Genomic DNA, 17,235 nt, shown 5'->3' with positions numbered 1-17,235 from the left:
GATTATTGACTCATCTGGGAGAATACGCTATTTATCCCCTCTGCCGAGCTGTCGATATTCGCTTGGCAGCAGACCTGTCAATTCGCGAAAAATTCGGCTGAAATATTTTTCATCCGTATAACCCACTCGCTCCGCAATCCAGAAAATCGTGTTGGTTGTATTCAATAAATACTCTTTAGACTTCTCTATTCGTATAAATCGGGAGTACTCATTAAAGGTTTTCCCCATCAAATCCTTGAAGCATTGACTGAAATAGCTTCGGCTGATGTTCAGTTGTTGGGACAGACCTGAAGCTGTAAAAGCTTGGTCCAAATCATTTTGCATGATCATAATCGCTTTTTTCACGGCGTCTACAATTTCTTGTGAATACGAAGTCTGTTCATCTGCCTTACGAATGCCCACAGAGGTCTGCTTGATCCAATCTTCTACCTCGTACCAGGATTGAAAAGAATGGATCATTGAGATTCTACCCAGCGTGGTCTGAGCAAAAAGGTGATTCCATTCCATAACTATAGAGTATAGCAAACCCATCAGCTGGCCTTTATGCAGTCTTAGTGATTTGAACTGTTCAATCAGTTGGTTGTAGTAACTGTCGTTGTGGGTCCATGGTGATAGGAACCAACTTTGCTTAATACGATCCATGTCTTCATCCTGCGGTTCTATTGGAAATGAGTCCTCCACATTCATCGAAACGGAAATGACAGGATCACAAGGATTGTATGCATAGAATAAGGACGTTTCTGTATAGTTCATAATCCAGTTTTGGATTTGCGACCATGTTCGCTCTTGTACATCGGACAGAACCAGCAAGGCGCCTTGGGGAACTTGATCCAGGTATTCCTTCAGTTTATGGAACAGCTGATCCTCTACGTCCATGGGTGCCGTCCACATCCAGCTGTTCCGTTCAACCTCCCAACGGATCTCATCTACATTGGATGTCAGTTCAATCGGCCAGTTCTGTCCTGACTTGCGATCCAGTGAAACAAGTGCATACACATGGCGATAAAGGACATTGGTCTCACTTAGCAGCGGCAGCTTTCGTCTTGTATTCGCCAGCTCGTCAATCCGGGTATGTATTCGATGCAGCACGTGTTCGAATTGCTCCTTCTCGAGCTGAACTTTGGCTATATAATCGATGGCTCCCAGCCTGAGCGCTTCCTGGATATAATCGAAATCTTGATGCAGTGTTAATACGACAATATGTAGTTCTGGATAGAGCTGTCTTGCAGCTCGCATCAGTTCAATACCTGACATCACCGGCATCGCGAGATCCGTCAACATCAGATCGACCGGTTGGGATTTCAGAAAATCCAGTGCTTTCAACCCGTTACTTGCTTCTCCTACAACCTCCATATTGAACTCGTTCCACGGCATTGCGGAGCTTATTCCTTTTCGTACCAGTTTATCGTCATCCACAATCAACACCTTAATCATCCTCAGACATCTTCTCCTTTGATAGGAAGTATGAGCAGTATACTTGTCCCTGTACCCAATTCACTTTCGATCACCAGTTGTGCTTGATCTCCGTACTGTGCCCTCAACATGCGGTGGACATAATTGAGTCCGATGCCCATCCCTACTTTTTTATGTTCAGCTATACGATTGTTCAGAAGTCTTTGAATCGCTTCCTCAGTCATACCTGCTCCATTATCCTGTATTAAAATATTCAGCGTTTTGGCGAGTGTAACTTCAATTTGAATAAAACCTTCGTCACTCAGTCCATGATAAAGTGAATTTTCAACCAACGGTTGCAGAATAAAACGAGGCACAGGTATTTGTAGCACTTGATCATCCGCTGAAATACGCACGTCAAATTCAAAGTCATATCGAATTTGTTGCAGGATTAGGTACTGTCTTAGCGCATCAATTTCCTCCTCCATCGTGGATACTTGCCCTAATTTACCCAAATTGTAATACAACAGCTTGTTCAAGGATTGCACCAACTTGTCAATCTCCCCTTGTCCGTTCATAACGGCCAGCCAGTGCACAGTATCCAGCGTATTCATCAGAAAGTGAGGATTGATCTGATATAACAATTTTTCCACTTCCAAATCTGCACGGATCTTTTCTTTCTGTTGCACTTCCTTGAACAGGTCGCCGATTTGATGCTGCATATTTGAGAATTCCCCCAGCAGAAAGTCAAACTCGGGAATTTGAGTGCGGATCTGGCTGCCTGCCTTTTGTGGATTCTGAGACATTCCGTTAATTTCCGAATGGAACAGACCCAGTGGTTTGTAGACGGTCTTCCACAGAAGCCAAGCAAGAAATACGGTAAAGCCGAAAAAAAATAAAGCGACCAGTAATATTTGAAGCAACCACTGGTTTTTCTCCTGTTGATACTTAGCCTGCGAAATTACCGATATGACGCTCCAATTCTGAGAGGTGTCCTCCTTAAACCAATGGTAATCACGGGATATTCCATCTTTTGCAGTACCTTTCGATAAGCTGGAGAAATTCTCCCCGACCTTCATCGTTTCTGGAATTTCACTGTAAACAATGTTGCCCTCACCATTCAGGATCAAATGCGATAAAGCTCCTTTGTATTGATTGTAATCCAGTATATCCTGTGTAAGTCGAAAGCCGGATTCGACGTAAATATATACATCGTCCCTTTGAGGCAGTTGTACCTTTCGCATAGCAGATAAAACGAGCTGATCATCAAATCGGTTCATACTGATATGGGGACCATAGTACGCAATGCCATATGATTTGAATAGCACAGGCAAAGACTCGGGGGAAAAACGATCTTTGATGGGAAAGTTAGCGAACTGTGTAGTGCCTTCTTTCTGGAAATAGTATAAGGTCAGACCTATATTCGGATTAGTAAACGTTACAACATTTAACTCATTCTTTAATTCATCTCTAGCCTCAATCAATTCAAATATATTGGAGGAAGGCTTCAAGACTTCATCCAGTTTCTTGCCTAATGTACCGCTATATGACAATTGCTGAGTGACATGATTCAGGTTGTTAATTGAATTCTCCAGTGATGAAGTTACCTGCTGTAGATTGCTCCGAATTCCATCATTGATTTTATTCGCAAAAATGGAATCAATGGTATAGTAAGAAATTACAAATATACTAATAAAGGGGATAAATGCACTGAGAAAAAACAATAGAAAGATTCTTTTTTTAAGTGTCATTCCGATCCATTCTCCTTAGGTAAATGAAACAGCAAGCCCCTGGTTATGGAGCTTGCTGTTTATGAACAACAGCTCTATCAATTATCGTATTCCTCATAGGCAGCGACCTATTTGAAAATTGGTGACATCTCAATCCGTTTCATATTGGAAAAATCAGGATACTTCCATCTCTGTGAGGTCCAATTCTGTTCATAATTATAGATTGATATTCAAATATGTCAAACGCTTTCATGGAATTCATAGAACTTATTCTCTCTTCCTCTTTGCAGACATCGATTTGTCGTGTTTAATTGCTTATTGTAGTCCTTCCGTTCATCACGAACCAAAAAAAGAAGCGACATCGTTCAAAATCCCAACTAAGTTTTTTTCTTGTCTTTACGTGTTTTCTTCTGTTTTCCGCTCTACCTGTTCTTGTTTTGCCAGTGTCTGTCATTCTACTTAGATTTTCTGCATACAAAAAAAGGCTCCCTCCGTTGTTCTTCAAATATATATACTTGCTGAACTCCTTTGTCGGCAATTGTTTTTCCTTAATATCGATTTCAATAAAATTGTTCTCCGGCCAGATTGGGAGCAAACACCAGTAACGCGGCCTGACGATTCATATTTTTCCTTCTTTCTGAGGTTAGCTGTAAACCTCTTGTCCCAGCACCCGATTTACAGCCTTGATAAAGGCAAGATATCCACCATCGGTATCGTTCCGATGAGGAAGTGCCAAAAGCATTGTCTCTTCAACCTGGTTTTCGTCCAACTCATATAGGATTAGAGTTTTCATATAGGTATAAAGATCATCTTAAGATTTAGATGGCAGATGAAAAATAAAGAGACCATGCTCCATAAGAGCATGATCTCTAATTACATAATGGTATTGTTACCTAGCCATCATCTCCAACCTGAAGCATACGGTAACCAACTCCGATATGTGTTTGAATAAACTTTGTTTGAGATGATGTTTTTCTATTTTTTCTCAGCGTTGCCATAATGTCATCCTGTGCCCACCCGCTGTTATATTCTCTCTCAATCCTTAGTATATCATATAAGCAAAATCAGTACCGTTAAGCAAAATCAGTACCGTATTACGAATTTGCCTACAGCATTAAGATTGCATTAAGATCCGATCTTATGTAATAACATCCTTAAAGAAGCAAGAGAACGATACTCCAGATACGTCTCAAGATGGGGCTTGCCTTCCTCCTCATACTAAACTTGATTTTATTTTACAGCCAACCTCTCTTGAGAGATTAGGAGTAAATAAAAGAGGGTAAAAAAAACAATATGTATACGTTTTCAACGAGGCAATCGTTTGCATATAACTATACTCAGAGACATGGTTTTATTTATTTAACAATTTGTCAATGCTTATATTAAAGATAAATTTCTAACGGCTTCCCCATCTGCTCCTTGATCCGTTCACTCCACATTCTTCGTTTAAACATACGCTTTTCTCTGAAAATCCATCTTTTCACTGTTTTTAGCCATTCCCTGACTAGCTTCTTGCAAAAACTCTTCGAATATGTGGAATAAGTTCTCGCTATGCTATTATATTGAAGGAATCATCCCCTTTTTTTGTACTAAAATATAAACCTTTAAAACCTTAAAAATATGTCCCTAGCAATGCATTGACCAGTAAAAGTATGGATGATATAATCATAAAAGGAAAAAATCATTGATATAAAGCCCTGTGTTAATGGGCTTTTCTCATAGTTTCTTTTGTAAGCGCGTACAATGATTATTTTCCATATATACCGTGGAGGAGGCGATCAATGAATCCATTTTATCAAAATAAATGTCTTTCTTTTTTTACTTTTAATGCAACCGATTGCATTATCTCCCCCACTAAATATTATCAGGAGGTTGTTAACTTGCTAAGGAAAAAAACTGGGAGTTTTATTTCTTGGTTAATTATTTTATCACTTTGCTTCAACTTCTTCGGTTTATCCGGCGTAGCTTCGGCCAGTAACACCGATTATACATCCACCTACACGAATTCCACAGCAACTGCCCTTCCATCGACAACCGCTTCTATCACGTCTACCGTAACCGCAACGTATGCACCTACCACAACACCTAAATCAACTCAAACTGGGTTAACGGTTCACTTTAAGAAACCTTCAAGCTGGAATTCAGCGATTCGAATCCATTACTGGAATCTGAATCCGACAACCGTTCCGATAAGCGGGGCGTGGCCGGGAATCCTGATGAAGCCGGATGGAAACGACTGGTACAGCTACACCATTGCCGAGGCGACAGGCTCAAGTCTCATCTTCAATGACAGTAGCGGCAAACAGACGGCCGACTTGTCCCGCAGTGTGAAAGAGGGCTGGTATTACACAGATAACACATGGTATGATACCAGCCCGGAAATGCCTAAAATGCCGGCGATTTCCGCCTCTCCTGTACCCAAAACTTATGATTCGTCCCAAACGGTGACGCTTTCCAGCACCAACAGTGACGATAAGATTTACTATACGATAGATGGTTCGACACCTACGACATCCTCGATCTTGTATACTTCTCCAATCCAAGTTGCGTCCTCTTTGACCATTAAGGCCTTCGGTGTTAATTCAATCGGTCAAACTGGAAATGCATCCTCTTTCGCTTATGTGATTGACCTGAATGCAGATCTGCAAGCTCCGACAATCACAGCGAATTTGCCTGCAGGGCATTCCGATTCCTCAGTGACTGTATCCTTTAACCTGAAAGATAACAAGGCGGCAACGACCAAGGCATACTATACGGAGGATGGTACAGAACCAACCACAAGCTCAAAAGTCTATATCCTCGGCAACGCGCTGGCCGGATTGACTGGACCGTCTATTCTTATCTCCAAGACCACGACATTAAAATTTCTCGTTATAGACGGTGCTGGTAATCAAACCAAACAGAGCTTTGTTTATAATATTGGAACTAAGGGGGATTTTCGGGAAGATACTATTTACTTCGTGATTACTTCCCGGTTCTATGACGGTGATTCGAGCAATAACGTGCACGCATGGGATGATGGAAAGGCGCGCAATCCAGATTCGGACCCAGCTTGGAGAGGGGACTTTAAGGGGTTGATTCAAAAGCTCGATTATATCAAAGCCCTCGGATTCAGCGCCATCTGGATTACACCTGTTGTGCAAAATGCCAGCGGTTATGATTACCATGGTTACCATGCTTTAAATTTTGCCAAAGTAGACCCACGGTATGAATCGGCGGGAGCTTCTTACCAGGATTTGATTAATGCGGCCCATGCCAAAGGGCTGAAGGTTATTCAGGACATCGTCGTCAATCATACGGGTAATTTCGGTGAAGAGAATCTGTATCCCATGTTCAAGAAAGATCCAGCTAATCCCGATACCGCTAACAACTTGGTGAAGACTACGGATAAGTTGCCGCCAAACTATGATTCCATGACACCCGATCAGCAGTATCAGGCAAGGCTCGCTTTAATGAAGTCAGAGGGGACGAACAATAACATTTACCATACAGAGAAAAGTCTCTCCTGGGAATCCTATACTGTTCAAACCGGTCAGATAGCGGGCGATTGCGTGGATTTGAACACGGAAAACCCTGCAGTTAACAAATATTTAATTGATACCTACAATCACTATATAGACATGGGTGTTGACGCTTTCCGTGTCGATACGGTGAAGCATGTAAGCCGGTATATTTTCAATAAATACTATATTCCTGCCTGGAAGACAAGAGGCGGCTCGGATTTCTATATTTTTGGAGAAGTAGCCACTCGTTACAGAGATGTCTGGAACAGTGGAATTCCAGCGATCTCGACGCCATTCTATACTTGGAAAAGCTCAAAATCGTATCCGGGCGATGGAAAGAATGACTACGCCTCCAATAAAGCGTCAGTTGAACAAGAGTGGGCGGACAACTCTACTACAGCAGGACAGCCAACCTCGAACAATGCTTTCTTAAACGGAAATACCTATCATACGCCTGACTATTCGATGAAATCGGGCATGGATGTGATTGATTTTCCAATGCATTGGGCATTCAAGACTGCACAGGAAGCATTCAGTATGAAAGGTGGCGATCAATACTATAATGATGCTACCTGGAATGTAACCTATGTCGACTCGCATGACTATGCGCCCGACCAGGCTCCGGAAAATCAAAGATTTGCGGGCACACAGGACACTTGGGCCGAGAATCTCGATCTGATGTTCACCTTCCGCGGAATACCCGCTATCTTCTATGGCTCCGAAATCGAGTTTCAAAAAGGGGCAACCATTGATACAGGTCCAAACGCACCGCTAAGCAAAACAGGACGGGCATATTTCGGCGATCACATGGAAGGCAATGTTACAGTACAAGATTACGGCAAATACACAAATGCTACTGGCACGCTTGCGGAATCGCTCAATCATCCTCTGGCGAAACATATCAGACAGCTTAATTTAATCAGAAGAGCTGTACCCGCCTTGCAAAAAGGCCAGTATTCCACAGAGAATGTATCGGGCAATCTGGCGTTTAAGAGAAGATATACCGATAGTGCCAAAGGCATTGACAGCTTTGCATTGGTCACGATTTCAGGAAACGCCACGTTTACCGGAATTCCGAACGGAACCTATGTGGATGCGGTGACCGGTGATTCCAAAACCGTTACTGATGGCAAGATTACCCTGACATGCTCCGGCAAAGGAAATGCAAGAGTATATGTATTGAATGGCAGAGGTGGAATTGGAGAAACGGGAACCTATCTGAAGTAAACGGCAGTATGTCTTAGTTAACTGAAGCAACCTCAGTTCGGTATTGCACCGTGCTAAGGTTGCTTCATTAAAAAGTAGATCCAAGAGAGAGTCGGATATTGCTCTGGACTAAATTTCTAAACAACAAGATGCACCAACGATAGCTTCTATGTGTGTACATTCCTCCGTATATTTAATGACCAACAACCAACAAGTATTAACGGGTTATCGCTTCTACCCTGCTCTCTGGAAGCACCTGAAGAGTTGCATTTTGAAGACGGTAACCAGTTGTACTGGTGGTTCATATCCCTCTCAAGGATAGAGACTATCAGATGCTTAATGAATGAAAAAAATGATTTAGATGTTCGGCAAACAATTTAGGATTTTCCATAGCGGCGAAATGCAGTGGCATTTGGGTACCTTCAGTATATATTCGTATGGAAGAAGCAATCGAATTGGTAAACCAATAAATCGATATGTTGGTGAGGATATGATCGAGTGAAAAAGACCTTTCCATATCTCCGTCACAGTCACTCCAACCTTGAAATTTTTCTACGATCCAGCCGGCAAGACCGGCTGGGGAATCGCTTAGTGCAAAAACCAGTGTTTCCGGCTTCGTTCTATGAAGGGCGCTATAAGCACCTTCTCGGTCCAACCACTCAGCTACGATGTCAAAGTAAGCTAGCTCTTCTTCGCTAACAGATGGTGTACTCGAAAATGCAAAGCCTGGCAAAGAGGGAATAATCACGTCAAATGCCTCTTCAGCATGTCCACCATATAGCGACGGAGTTGTTAGATAAGGGATTAGTTCTAACATCTCTACAAATGATCCTGGCCATCTATGAGTCAACAACAGTGGTCGTTCGGATGTCCCTTCACCCCGGACGTGCACAAAGTGTATATCGAAGCCATCCACATGTTCCATAAACTGCGGGAAACGGTTTAACCATGCTTCCTGTTCACGCCAGTTGTATTCCGTGCCCCAATAATCAACTAATCTCTTCAAAAAGGAATAGTCTGTCCCCAGAGCCCATGGTTCTATAGAGAAACTTGAAGGCCATCGAACCTGTTTTAGTCTGATAGATAGATCGTGCAATTGTTGCTCTGAAATTGAAATTTTGAACGGTTCCATTCATTGTTTCCTCCCTTGTAGATTAATTTACGATCAGAAGGGTTCTATTGTATGATGGATCTGTTCATTAATAAAATTGAAATATTCAAAATCATTATCATTTTTATCGATAGAAATTAAACCTAAGGAGAACACCGATAAAAATTAGACACCTTATTACATTTCAGACGATATCGAAATCGGAAGTTATACAGGGGCTGCATCGCAATTGGGATACACTCAGTCCACGATCACTGCCCACATACAGTCGCTTGAAGAAGAGATTGGCGGGGAGCTTTTCACTTACGTAAGAAGGCATTTGAAACTTACTCCATTAGGGAGAGAATTAATACCTCTGGCAGAAGATCTACTGGCTACTCATGACCAGATTAGAAATATACGAAGCAACCAGGAAGTTAAAGGTGTTGTTAAGGTGGCTGCACCAGAGTCTTTAACGATTTCTAGATTAAGTCCGATTATAAGGGAATTCTCTTTGAAATATCCTCATGTCAAATTCATTCTTGCCAACGGTACATGTGAACAAAACCAGGTTGACTTAATCAGTGGACGTGTAGATGTGGCTTTGATGGTTTACCCGGAAATACATCCGGTATAAGCGAGAGAACACCAACCATTTTTTATAACGAATGAAGAAGGTTGTAGTTATCGGACCATGTTTGAAAGATATCTTGTAAAGCATGATATTCATCCATTTCAAACCATGGAGTTATGGAGTATAGAGGCGATTAAACAAACCGGAATCACATTTCGTTAGAATTTTATCAATTAAAACTTTTGACGTTAACGGTCTATGCCAGTGCTTCATGAAATACGCCACGACATAAGGACGCACTACCGGTGAAGTATCACGGACATGCGTGTTCAGATCACAAATACGAACAGGGGCCTTAACGGCAGCCCCCTTCTATTCCGAGCTGTAAGATGAAAAACTGACCCCGTTTAGACCAGCTCCAACCATACCCGCTTCAGCAAGCATCTTACCAACCAAATTCGCTCTCAGCTTTTCAATAAAAGAATAAGCACTTTATCAGGAATATCAATTACGAGCAGGTCTGGAACAAGATAAATAGTTTTTGTATTTTTTTAATCTTTCAGGCAACTCGCCAGCCTTGGAATTAGGTTTTAATGAAACTTTATATAATTCATCCGCGTGCTCGAATTTCCCGGAGATTAGAACATGCGAATGCGCTCTATCTTCCTCCGCAACATTGAATTTAACTTTGCCTTGTTCAACCTCCAAAGTGCCCTTTACACCGCAAATTCCGCATATTGCCGGATAATTATCATCATGATTCCTGATTTCAACGAGTTTGGAATGACAGATTGGACATAAACCAGATTCGCCAATATATTTCGCTTCCGTAGTCGGATTCATTAGTGTTTCAGCCACATGACGACCAGATTGCCTAGCTCTGTTCAATTCATTTTCCTTAAAGACTACTGATCCGGGCAAACCAACCCAATTGACTAGCATTTTGTCTACAACATTGATTTGCATCGGCAGCGTGAAAAGATGGAGCATGGGCAGTGCAAGTGTGTCCCACTCACTCCCCCCTACAGCTATAAGAGAAGCCACTCTTGGTTTAAAGCTTCTTTCATCTGGGCCTTTACCAGTAGTTATTCCTCTTTCTTCGCGTTGCTTCTTGGCAATCATTCGGAAGGCAATGTCATGGGAGGGGCCCATCCGGTCATTCAAAGTCTTCAACAGTCCACTCGGACTCTTCTCATAAATGGCTGAGCTCAAAATTAGCCCGTCGCATTCCATTATTTTTTCTTCAATAAATCCAAAATCATCGTTCTTTATCACACAATCTCCTGAGCCACACTTTTCAAGCAAACTCACTACACAAGCATTACAACCAGTGCAAGGTTTAATTTGCAGGTCATAAAGACGTATAAGCTCTACCTCAGCACCTATCTCTTCAGCACCCATCAGAGCTTCCTTGACAAGGATTTCTGAATTACTCATTCTTCTACCGCAACTGATCCCTAAAATTTTCATTAATGTCCTCCTGCAGTTTATAGTTGTTAGGCATAGATTCTGAAGCAAACACATGCGAGAGTTTCAGCTTTTCCCACTGATTTCGCATAAATTTCCTCACGTAATTCCAAAACCATCCCTTCGCAGAGTCTTCATTTTAAACAATATTACTCATTTTTTGATGAAAGTGTTATTTAGTGCAGCGTGTAATAAATTCAGTATATATAATAAAAACGTTATATCCCATGTGCTGGAATTTAAATATAGTCCGATATAGTGACAATATTTTGTAATATTGCACAAGGATTAAAAAGTTTTTGGAGGCTGCTCTCGTGAAAATTCAAAAAATAATCAGAAAACTTAGCGACTGTTATCTTTCCTTGCCCGAAGAGGCCATGCAAACAAAAGAAATCAGTGAATTTACTATCCTACGGTTGAGTTCCATTTTCCAGGCTAATACCGCTTATATAGGCAAGCTTTCGGATTTGCCAAAGGACTTTCCTACTGACACCCCTCTTTTCTGCATTCAGGATTGCGATGCACTTGTTGAATCTTATACTTGTCTTACCCTTCTGCCAAATGAACTGGATCTGCTGGATCTTTCGGGAAAGATTTCATCTATACTTGCTCATGAGAATCGGCTCATTGAGCATATGCACACTCTAATTTCTGCACTTTACTCAAACAAAGGTTTGCAATACTTGACAAACGAGGCCTCCCGCCTCTTTGGTAATCCGGTAATCATTGTCGACGCAGGCTATAAGTTACTCGCTATGTGTCAAGCCCCTATCCCCAGCCGACCTGATATCGAACAGCAGCGAAATTTGGGATATATTCTTGACAGTAATATTGAGAGCATGAAGAAATCCAATCTGTACGAACTGACCCGTATGGCTCTTATTCCTTATTATTCACGTGATCCCGAGACCAACGACTGTTGGATAACAGCTTTTGTGTATGTACATGGTATAGAATTCGCACAGGTCAGTGTTATGGAGCTGGATCGCAAATTTACAGATATTGATTTTGAACTCGTACAATTTCTTTGTGAGCTGGTTTCGGTAGAATTGCAAAAGAACAACTTTTATAATTGCAATCCAGGAATAATGCATAGTTTTTTGCTTTCCGAACTGCTTACAGGCGAGCTTAATGATGCTAATATTATCGCAATGCGACTGACTCATCTGGAATGGACGCTTACACCTTACCTGAGAGTGATGACCTTGACAGACTTGAAGAACGGCTTTTTTGACGGGAAAGTTCAGCTGGTTGCACAGCATATTATCCAATTACTGCCGGATAGCCGTTGGATCGTATATCAGGGACGTATTGTATTTCTCATTTCCCTTGTTGATTCATCCTGTAAAATCATTGCTGAAGACAAACGAATTCTGGAATTTCTCCAAGTAAACGGACTAACTGCTTCGCTGAGTGACTGCTTTAGTCATTTAACTTTTTTGCGAAAATATTATAAGCAATGCCTAACTGCCATCGAGATTGGTTTCCAACTTAATTCTAACAAACCAGTGTATATGTATGAGGACTATCTCTGCGAGCATATTGGAAAGATCATATCGGAACAGAACGATCTCGCTGACTTCTGCCATCCGGTTATCCAAAAGTTAATTGTTTATGACAATGCCCACAAAACAAGTTTGCTGCCTACCCTTGAAGCCTATCTACAATATGTGGACACTCCAAATATTGCTGCTAAAACACTTTTTATTCATAGAAATACTTTGTTCTATCGAATCAACAGGATACGTGAGCTTTTTGAGATTGATCTAAGCGATGGTGATATTCGCCTGAAACTTCAATTGACTCTTCATTTTCTAAAACTGAAAACACAACGCGACGATCCTAAAGATCAGAGTATAGAAGGGTAAGCGTTTAATTTTTCCAATTCCATCATTATTCAGCTTACCAGCTTTAGGCCAACTGCTGAACCGAGTACCATCGCGATGAACAGAATTCTCGCGGTATTACGCGGTTCACTGTAAAAGATCATGCCCAATATGGCTCCGCCAGAAGCTCCAATACCGGTCCAGACAGCGTAGGCCGTTCCCATTGGTAGTGTTTCCATGGCCAGGGATAGAAACAAGAAGCTCAATCCAAAGCCTGCAAGCAGGTAAAAAGCAGACAGGAAATTCCGATCTTTATGGAGCTTATTAATCATGAGAACTCCCATCATCTCAAATACGCCTGCCAAAATTAGAAATACCCAGTTCATGCGTCAGTCCACCTCTTTTCCTTGTTCTCTTCTCTTTGCTCTGTATTTTGAGCCCTACAACTCCGAGCAGAAGCACCCCAATTAGCAACAATTTAGATCCCTGTACCTCAGCACCAAACAACGAAATTTCAGCTAATACAGTGCCGGCCGTTCCTAACCCGACAAATACTGCATACACCGTACCTACCGGAAGCGTACGGGAAGCCATAATCATGAGTATGAAACTTACTAAAATGGCAACTAAAGTGCCTCCCCACTCTAACCAGCCGCTGGCATGTTTCAGGCCAATGACCCATCCAACTTCGAATAATGCCGCAACTACAACAGATAACCATGTCTTGTTCATTTTGTGCTTCCTCCTTTTTGATAATGCTGCAAATGTAGTATGGATTTATAGCAGCAATAAAAAACCTGAGAGAATACTGCATACAGCAGTTTTTCTCCCAGGCTTTTATCCCTCCGTGGCACAGTACGACGACTGTGAGTTTTCTCTCGGACCAGCCGATATTACATCGCGGAACCCTAGAAAACATTTTCGAATTCAATTATAGTTAACATTATACACATTAGTGAATAAATTACAATATAAAATAATAAGAATTCTTATATCATCCTAAACTTATATCATTGTTTTGGTCATTATGAAATCAATTTGTTCTTCATCACCCATATAAAAGGAGTGTGCGCCAGTTTGAACAAACCCCATTTTCTTATAAAAAGCAATGGCGTTTTCATTTTTTTCCCATACGCCGAGCCAGATTTTCTTTTTATTATGCTCCATTGCAATTTCCATAGCTTTATTTAGCAGATATTTACCAAGCCCATGTTTTTGGGATTTGTTTTTTATATAAATCCTCTCAATTTCGAGCGACTCATCACCCATTTTTTCAGATTGGGCGTCATTCATATTTACCTTTAAATATCCAGCAAGTTCTTCATTAAAATAGATGAAAAAGATTTCTGAAGAGACGTTGGACAATTCATCCTCCAACTGCTGAAAATTAAATGCTCTTTCCAGATAGGCTTTCATATTTTCAGGTGAATTCTGATCTTTAAAAGTATCGTTGAATGTTTCAATACTTATTTCTTGGAGTATTTGTAAATCTTCACGTTTGCACTTTATTATTTTTACATTCACTTAATGTATCGCTCCTTCATGTAAATCAATAATTTCTCTTGTTCCCCTTTTTTACAAATTCCCAGTCTTCCCCTATATTTTCTCTCACTCTTTGAAGAAGATTGAAAATGGTTTCTACTTCTCTTTCCGAAAATCCCTCTAATGCAACGTTATTGGAATAATCATTTTCTCTTTTTATAAAAGGATAAACATTGTTCCCTTTATCTGTTGGAAAGAGTTTTTTAATTTTTTGGTTATGGTTATCTTCTTTCTTTTCAATAAAGCCATTAGTTACAAGTTTTTTTATAGCACGAGATGCAGTTGTTCGATCTACTTTTATCATCTCAGCTAACTTTTCTTGAATGATTCCTGGGTTTTCACATATTCGCACAAGGTACAAATACTGCCCTTTTGTAAGGTCATATTCTTTAAATTCTATATTACTTATAGAATCTAATGCCCTTGCGATCATTCCAATTTCACGAAGTACTTCCTTCATAGTTAACTCCTTCGCACCTATTTTATTGCAAATGCAATAAAAATGATATATATTGAATTTACCTTATTTTTATTGCATTTGCAACATAAAATTATGTTAAAGAGGTCGAGTAAAGTGAGATATGTTTTTTTCGTATTAGGAATTTTTATATTATCCCTTGGAATTTCGTTCACTATACAATCAGACCTTGGGACTTCACCTTTTGATGCACTTCTGGTAGGACTGTCCATAAATGTGGGGCTTACTGTGGGAAGTTGGGAAATCATAATAGCTATAATATTGATATGTTGTAATTCGCTTTTAAAAAGACAAAGACCAGAAGTTTTGGGGTTGTTGACGGCATTTATAACGGGTATTGGAATAGATATGTGGCTTTTATTATTACACAATTTGATAACACCTGAACTATGGTACAGCAAAGTTGTTTGTTTTGGAATTGGTTTAGTCGTTGTAGGATTAGGAACTGCAACATATTTACAGACAAATTTTGCACCAATTCCAGTTGACCGATTAACATTGATCATACAAGAATTTACTAGAACAAATCTATTTTTTTCGAGAACATTCATCTACCTTATATTCTTGATCATAGCAGTCATTTTAAATGGACCCATTGGCATTGGAACTTTGTTAACCGTTTGTTTAGGGGGGCTAATACTCAATTACTTTATGCCACTTACTAAAAAAGTACTTGACCGCATATTAACACACTCTCATACATCACTAATTCATGAGAAAGATAAAAAGAATACTATATAGAATGCTTTTTATCTTTCTCGACTAACCTGATCTGTTAAAATATGTAATATCATAACGTTGATTTCGATACAGAAATGTACTTTGTACTTAAGTTTGTCTAGAAGAATTGGTACTGTTATTTGTCACTCCATTGGTACTTTAATTGTGTCTAATTCATTTTTATAATGTGTTTGTATTTTGAAGGTCAATTAATAAAGGAGTGTAGCTTTATGTTCTGTGGATTATCTGCTTTTCCACTCACCCCCGTTGACGAGACAGGTATTGACGAAAAAGCATTTGTGACACTGATTCAACGATTAGTTGCAGCTGGTGTAGACTCAATTGGTGCATTGGGTTCAACTGGAAATTATGCATATTTTAATCGAGAAGAACGTTTACGTGTGCTTCGACTTGCTGTCCGTTCAGCTGAGGGGATTCCCGTGATGACAAGTATAAGTGCGATTCGTGCTTCTGAAGTACTTCGATTAGCGGAAGATGCACAAAGAGCAGGAGCAAGCGCAGTGTTGCTTGCCCCTGTCTCCTATCAAACACTAACGAATGAAGAAGTATTTTTACTCTATGAACAGGTGACCAATTCACTCTCCATTTCACTTTGTGTATATGATAATCCGAGTACCTCGCATTTCCATTTTAGTGATGAGTTGCACGGTCGGATTGCTGAGCTACCTAACGTTCGTTCTATCAAGATTCCTGGAGTACCTTCTGATCCTGAAGCAGCCAAGGCACACATTAGAAAACTACGCACGACCATTCCTCCCCATGTAACTATAGGAGTAAGTGGAGATTCATTTGCAGTCACTGGCTTGAATGCAGGCTGTGAAGCATGGTACTCGGTTCTCGGTGGTTTGTTTCCAAAGGCGTGCCTAAAAATGACCCGTTTGGCCCAGGACGGTTTTGCTGATGAAGCGGAGCGACTCTCGGCGCTACTTGAACCTATTTGGACGTTATTTCATCAATATGGTAGCCTTCGTGTTGTTTCAGCAGCAGCAGAAATAAGTGGCTTGATCTCAAGTCCCAGTCTTCCTTTGCCCTTACAACCATTGAATCAATCAGCTAGAGAACACTTGAAATTCATAATAAAGGATCTTCAGTCCACAGAAACATTCTATTCACCATTCGGCTAATACCTTTTCGAAGGGGAGACTACTAAGCACGTTTGCAGTAAAATTTTTCGTTATGAGTGTTGGAGGAACAACAGATGTGAGCTTCAATCATAGCATTTTTTTCGGGACTAACGCCTGTGCTTGTTGTCCTGCTAGCTACTTTGCTTTGGGAAGAGACACTTACTTTTAGTGCAGCTAGTCGAATTCTGCATCATTATCCTTCTCGCTTATCGTCGTTAGATACAAGCGAGATCTGCAAGTAGGACATTACCGAGCCTAGCAATGGAGCGTGCTGGCCATCTTGTTTCATAGCTTCACAGACCTTTCCTCGAAACAAGCTTTACTTTACGGAGTATCTATTTTGCCTATGTCGTCAAGAGATATTCCGTTTAACTCTAGCATTGATTGGAGTTATCGTAATTAAAATGATGTTTTAAACAAATTGATGTTTAAACTGCATATGAATTCAACCAGCAATTGTAAATAAAGAAGACCTGCGTTTATTGGGGACTGACCCCCGTTTGTGAGACAGGGATCAAAACACCTTTCAAGTTTAAGCAGCCAGTCGCCTGTAATCTACCGG

The 17,235-nt window shown here is 40.7% G+C and carries 13 protein-coding genes, 1 pseudogene and 1 riboswitch; of the genes and pseudogenes, 5 read left to right on the top strand and 9 right to left on the bottom strand.

The genetic code is table 11. The features are described from left to right. Positions 1–27: 27 nt before the first annotated feature. The 3 genes from NLX74_RS22485 to NLX74_RS22475 all read right to left on the bottom strand — a co-directional run bounded on the left by NLX74_RS22485 (position 28) and on the right by NLX74_RS22475 (position 3,915). Complete coding sequence (locus NLX74_RS22485; protein ID WP_254330353.1) at positions 28–1,434, bottom strand: response regulator transcription factor; 1,407 nt, start codon at positions 1,432–1,434, stop codon at positions 28–30. A gap of 2 nt (positions 1,435–1,436) precedes the next feature. Next, a complete protein-coding gene (locus NLX74_RS22480; RefSeq protein WP_254330351.1) occupies positions 1,437–3,143 on the bottom strand; it encodes a sensor histidine kinase in 1,707 nt (568 codons plus the stop codon). Positions 3,144–3,765: 622 nt separating this feature from the next. After that, positions 3,766–3,915, bottom strand: a complete 150-nt coding sequence (locus NLX74_RS22475; RefSeq protein WP_250261338.1) for a hypothetical protein — start codon at positions 3,913–3,915, stop codon at positions 3,766–3,768. A gap of 1,087 nt (positions 3,916–5,002) precedes the next feature. Between NLX74_RS22475 and NLX74_RS22470 the strand changes: the two genes are divergently transcribed. Next, on the top strand, positions 5,003–7,852 hold the full coding sequence (locus tag NLX74_RS22470) for an alpha-amylase family glycosyl hydrolase (RefSeq protein WP_254330349.1): 2,850 nt from the start codon (positions 5,003–5,005) through the stop codon (positions 7,850–7,852). 307 nt (positions 7,853–8,159) lie between these two features. Here the strand turns inward: NLX74_RS22470 and NLX74_RS22465 are convergent, their stop codons facing one another. After that, positions 8,160–8,963: an epoxide hydrolase family protein gene (locus tag NLX74_RS22465; RefSeq protein ID WP_254330343.1), complete on the bottom strand. Its 804-nt coding sequence runs from the start codon at positions 8,961–8,963 to the stop codon at positions 8,160–8,162. Positions 8,964–9,100: 137 nt separating this feature from the next. Here NLX74_RS22465 and NLX74_RS22460 point away from each other — a divergent pair. Then, positions 9,101–9,699 (top strand): annotated as a pseudogene (locus NLX74_RS22460) (LysR family transcriptional regulator); the annotation flags it as partial. A 300-nt stretch (positions 9,700–9,999) separates the two neighbouring features. On the opposite strand, the gene NLX74_RS22450 reads toward NLX74_RS22460, so the two are convergent. Further along, positions 10,000–10,965, bottom strand: a complete 966-nt coding sequence (locus NLX74_RS22450) for a flavodoxin family protein (protein ID WP_254330341.1) — start codon at positions 10,963–10,965, stop codon at positions 10,000–10,002. Between the two features lie 311 nt (positions 10,966–11,276). On the opposite strand from NLX74_RS22450, the gene NLX74_RS25915 reads away from it, so the two are divergent. Beyond that, positions 11,277–12,830, top strand: a complete 1,554-nt coding sequence (locus NLX74_RS25915) for a PucR family transcriptional regulator (protein ID WP_254330340.1) — start codon at positions 11,277–11,279, stop codon at positions 12,828–12,830. A 29-nt stretch (positions 12,831–12,859) separates the two neighbouring features. On the opposite strand, the gene NLX74_RS22440 is transcribed toward NLX74_RS25915, so the two are convergent. The 4 genes from NLX74_RS22440 to NLX74_RS22425 all read right to left on the bottom strand — a co-directional run bounded on the left by NLX74_RS22440 (position 12,860) and on the right by NLX74_RS22425 (position 14,790). Beyond that, on the bottom strand, positions 12,860–13,174 hold the full coding sequence (locus tag NLX74_RS22440) for a DMT family transporter (protein WP_023988641.1): 315 nt from the start codon (positions 13,172–13,174) through the stop codon (positions 12,860–12,862). Then, positions 13,137–13,520 (bottom strand): DMT family transporter, encoded by a 384-nt coding sequence (locus NLX74_RS22435; protein ID WP_254330333.1) that lies wholly within the window; start codon positions 13,518–13,520, stop codon positions 13,137–13,139. The genes NLX74_RS22440 and NLX74_RS22435 overlap by 38 nt, the downstream gene beginning before the upstream one ends. Before the next feature lie 92 nt (positions 13,521–13,612). Beyond that, positions 13,613–13,711, bottom strand: a riboswitch (guanidine-I (ykkC/yxkD leader). Between the two features lie 82 nt (positions 13,712–13,793). After that, positions 13,794–14,312, bottom strand: a complete 519-nt coding sequence (gene paiA / locus NLX74_RS22430) for a spermidine/spermine N(1)-acetyltransferase (protein ID WP_235309834.1) — start codon at positions 14,310–14,312, stop codon at positions 13,794–13,796. A 25-nt stretch (positions 14,313–14,337) separates the two neighbouring features. Continuing rightward, positions 14,338–14,790, bottom strand: a complete 453-nt coding sequence (locus tag NLX74_RS22425) for a MarR family winged helix-turn-helix transcriptional regulator (RefSeq protein WP_254330326.1) — start codon at positions 14,788–14,790, stop codon at positions 14,338–14,340. 114 nt (positions 14,791–14,904) lie between these two features. On the opposite strand from NLX74_RS22425, the gene NLX74_RS22420 reads away from it, so the two are divergent. Both NLX74_RS22420 and NLX74_RS22415 read left to right on the top strand, forming a co-directional pair. Next, on the top strand, positions 14,905–15,549 hold the full coding sequence (locus tag NLX74_RS22420) for a YczE/YyaS/YitT family protein (protein WP_254330324.1): 645 nt from the start codon (positions 14,905–14,907) through the stop codon (positions 15,547–15,549). 209 nt (positions 15,550–15,758) lie between these two features. Then, positions 15,759–16,673 carry a dihydrodipicolinate synthase family protein gene (locus NLX74_RS22415; RefSeq protein WP_254330322.1) on the top strand — a complete coding sequence of 305 codons (915 nt, stop codon included), beginning with the start codon at positions 15,759–15,761 and terminating at the stop codon, positions 16,671–16,673. Positions 16,674–17,235 lie beyond the last annotated feature (562 nt).

This window comes from Paenibacillus sp. MZ03-122A (genome assembly GCF_024213325.1).
GTDB lineage: Bacteria > Bacillota > Bacilli > Paenibacillales > Paenibacillaceae > Paenibacillus > Paenibacillus polymyxa_B.
This window is presented reverse-complemented; position numbering and strand designations above follow the sequence as displayed.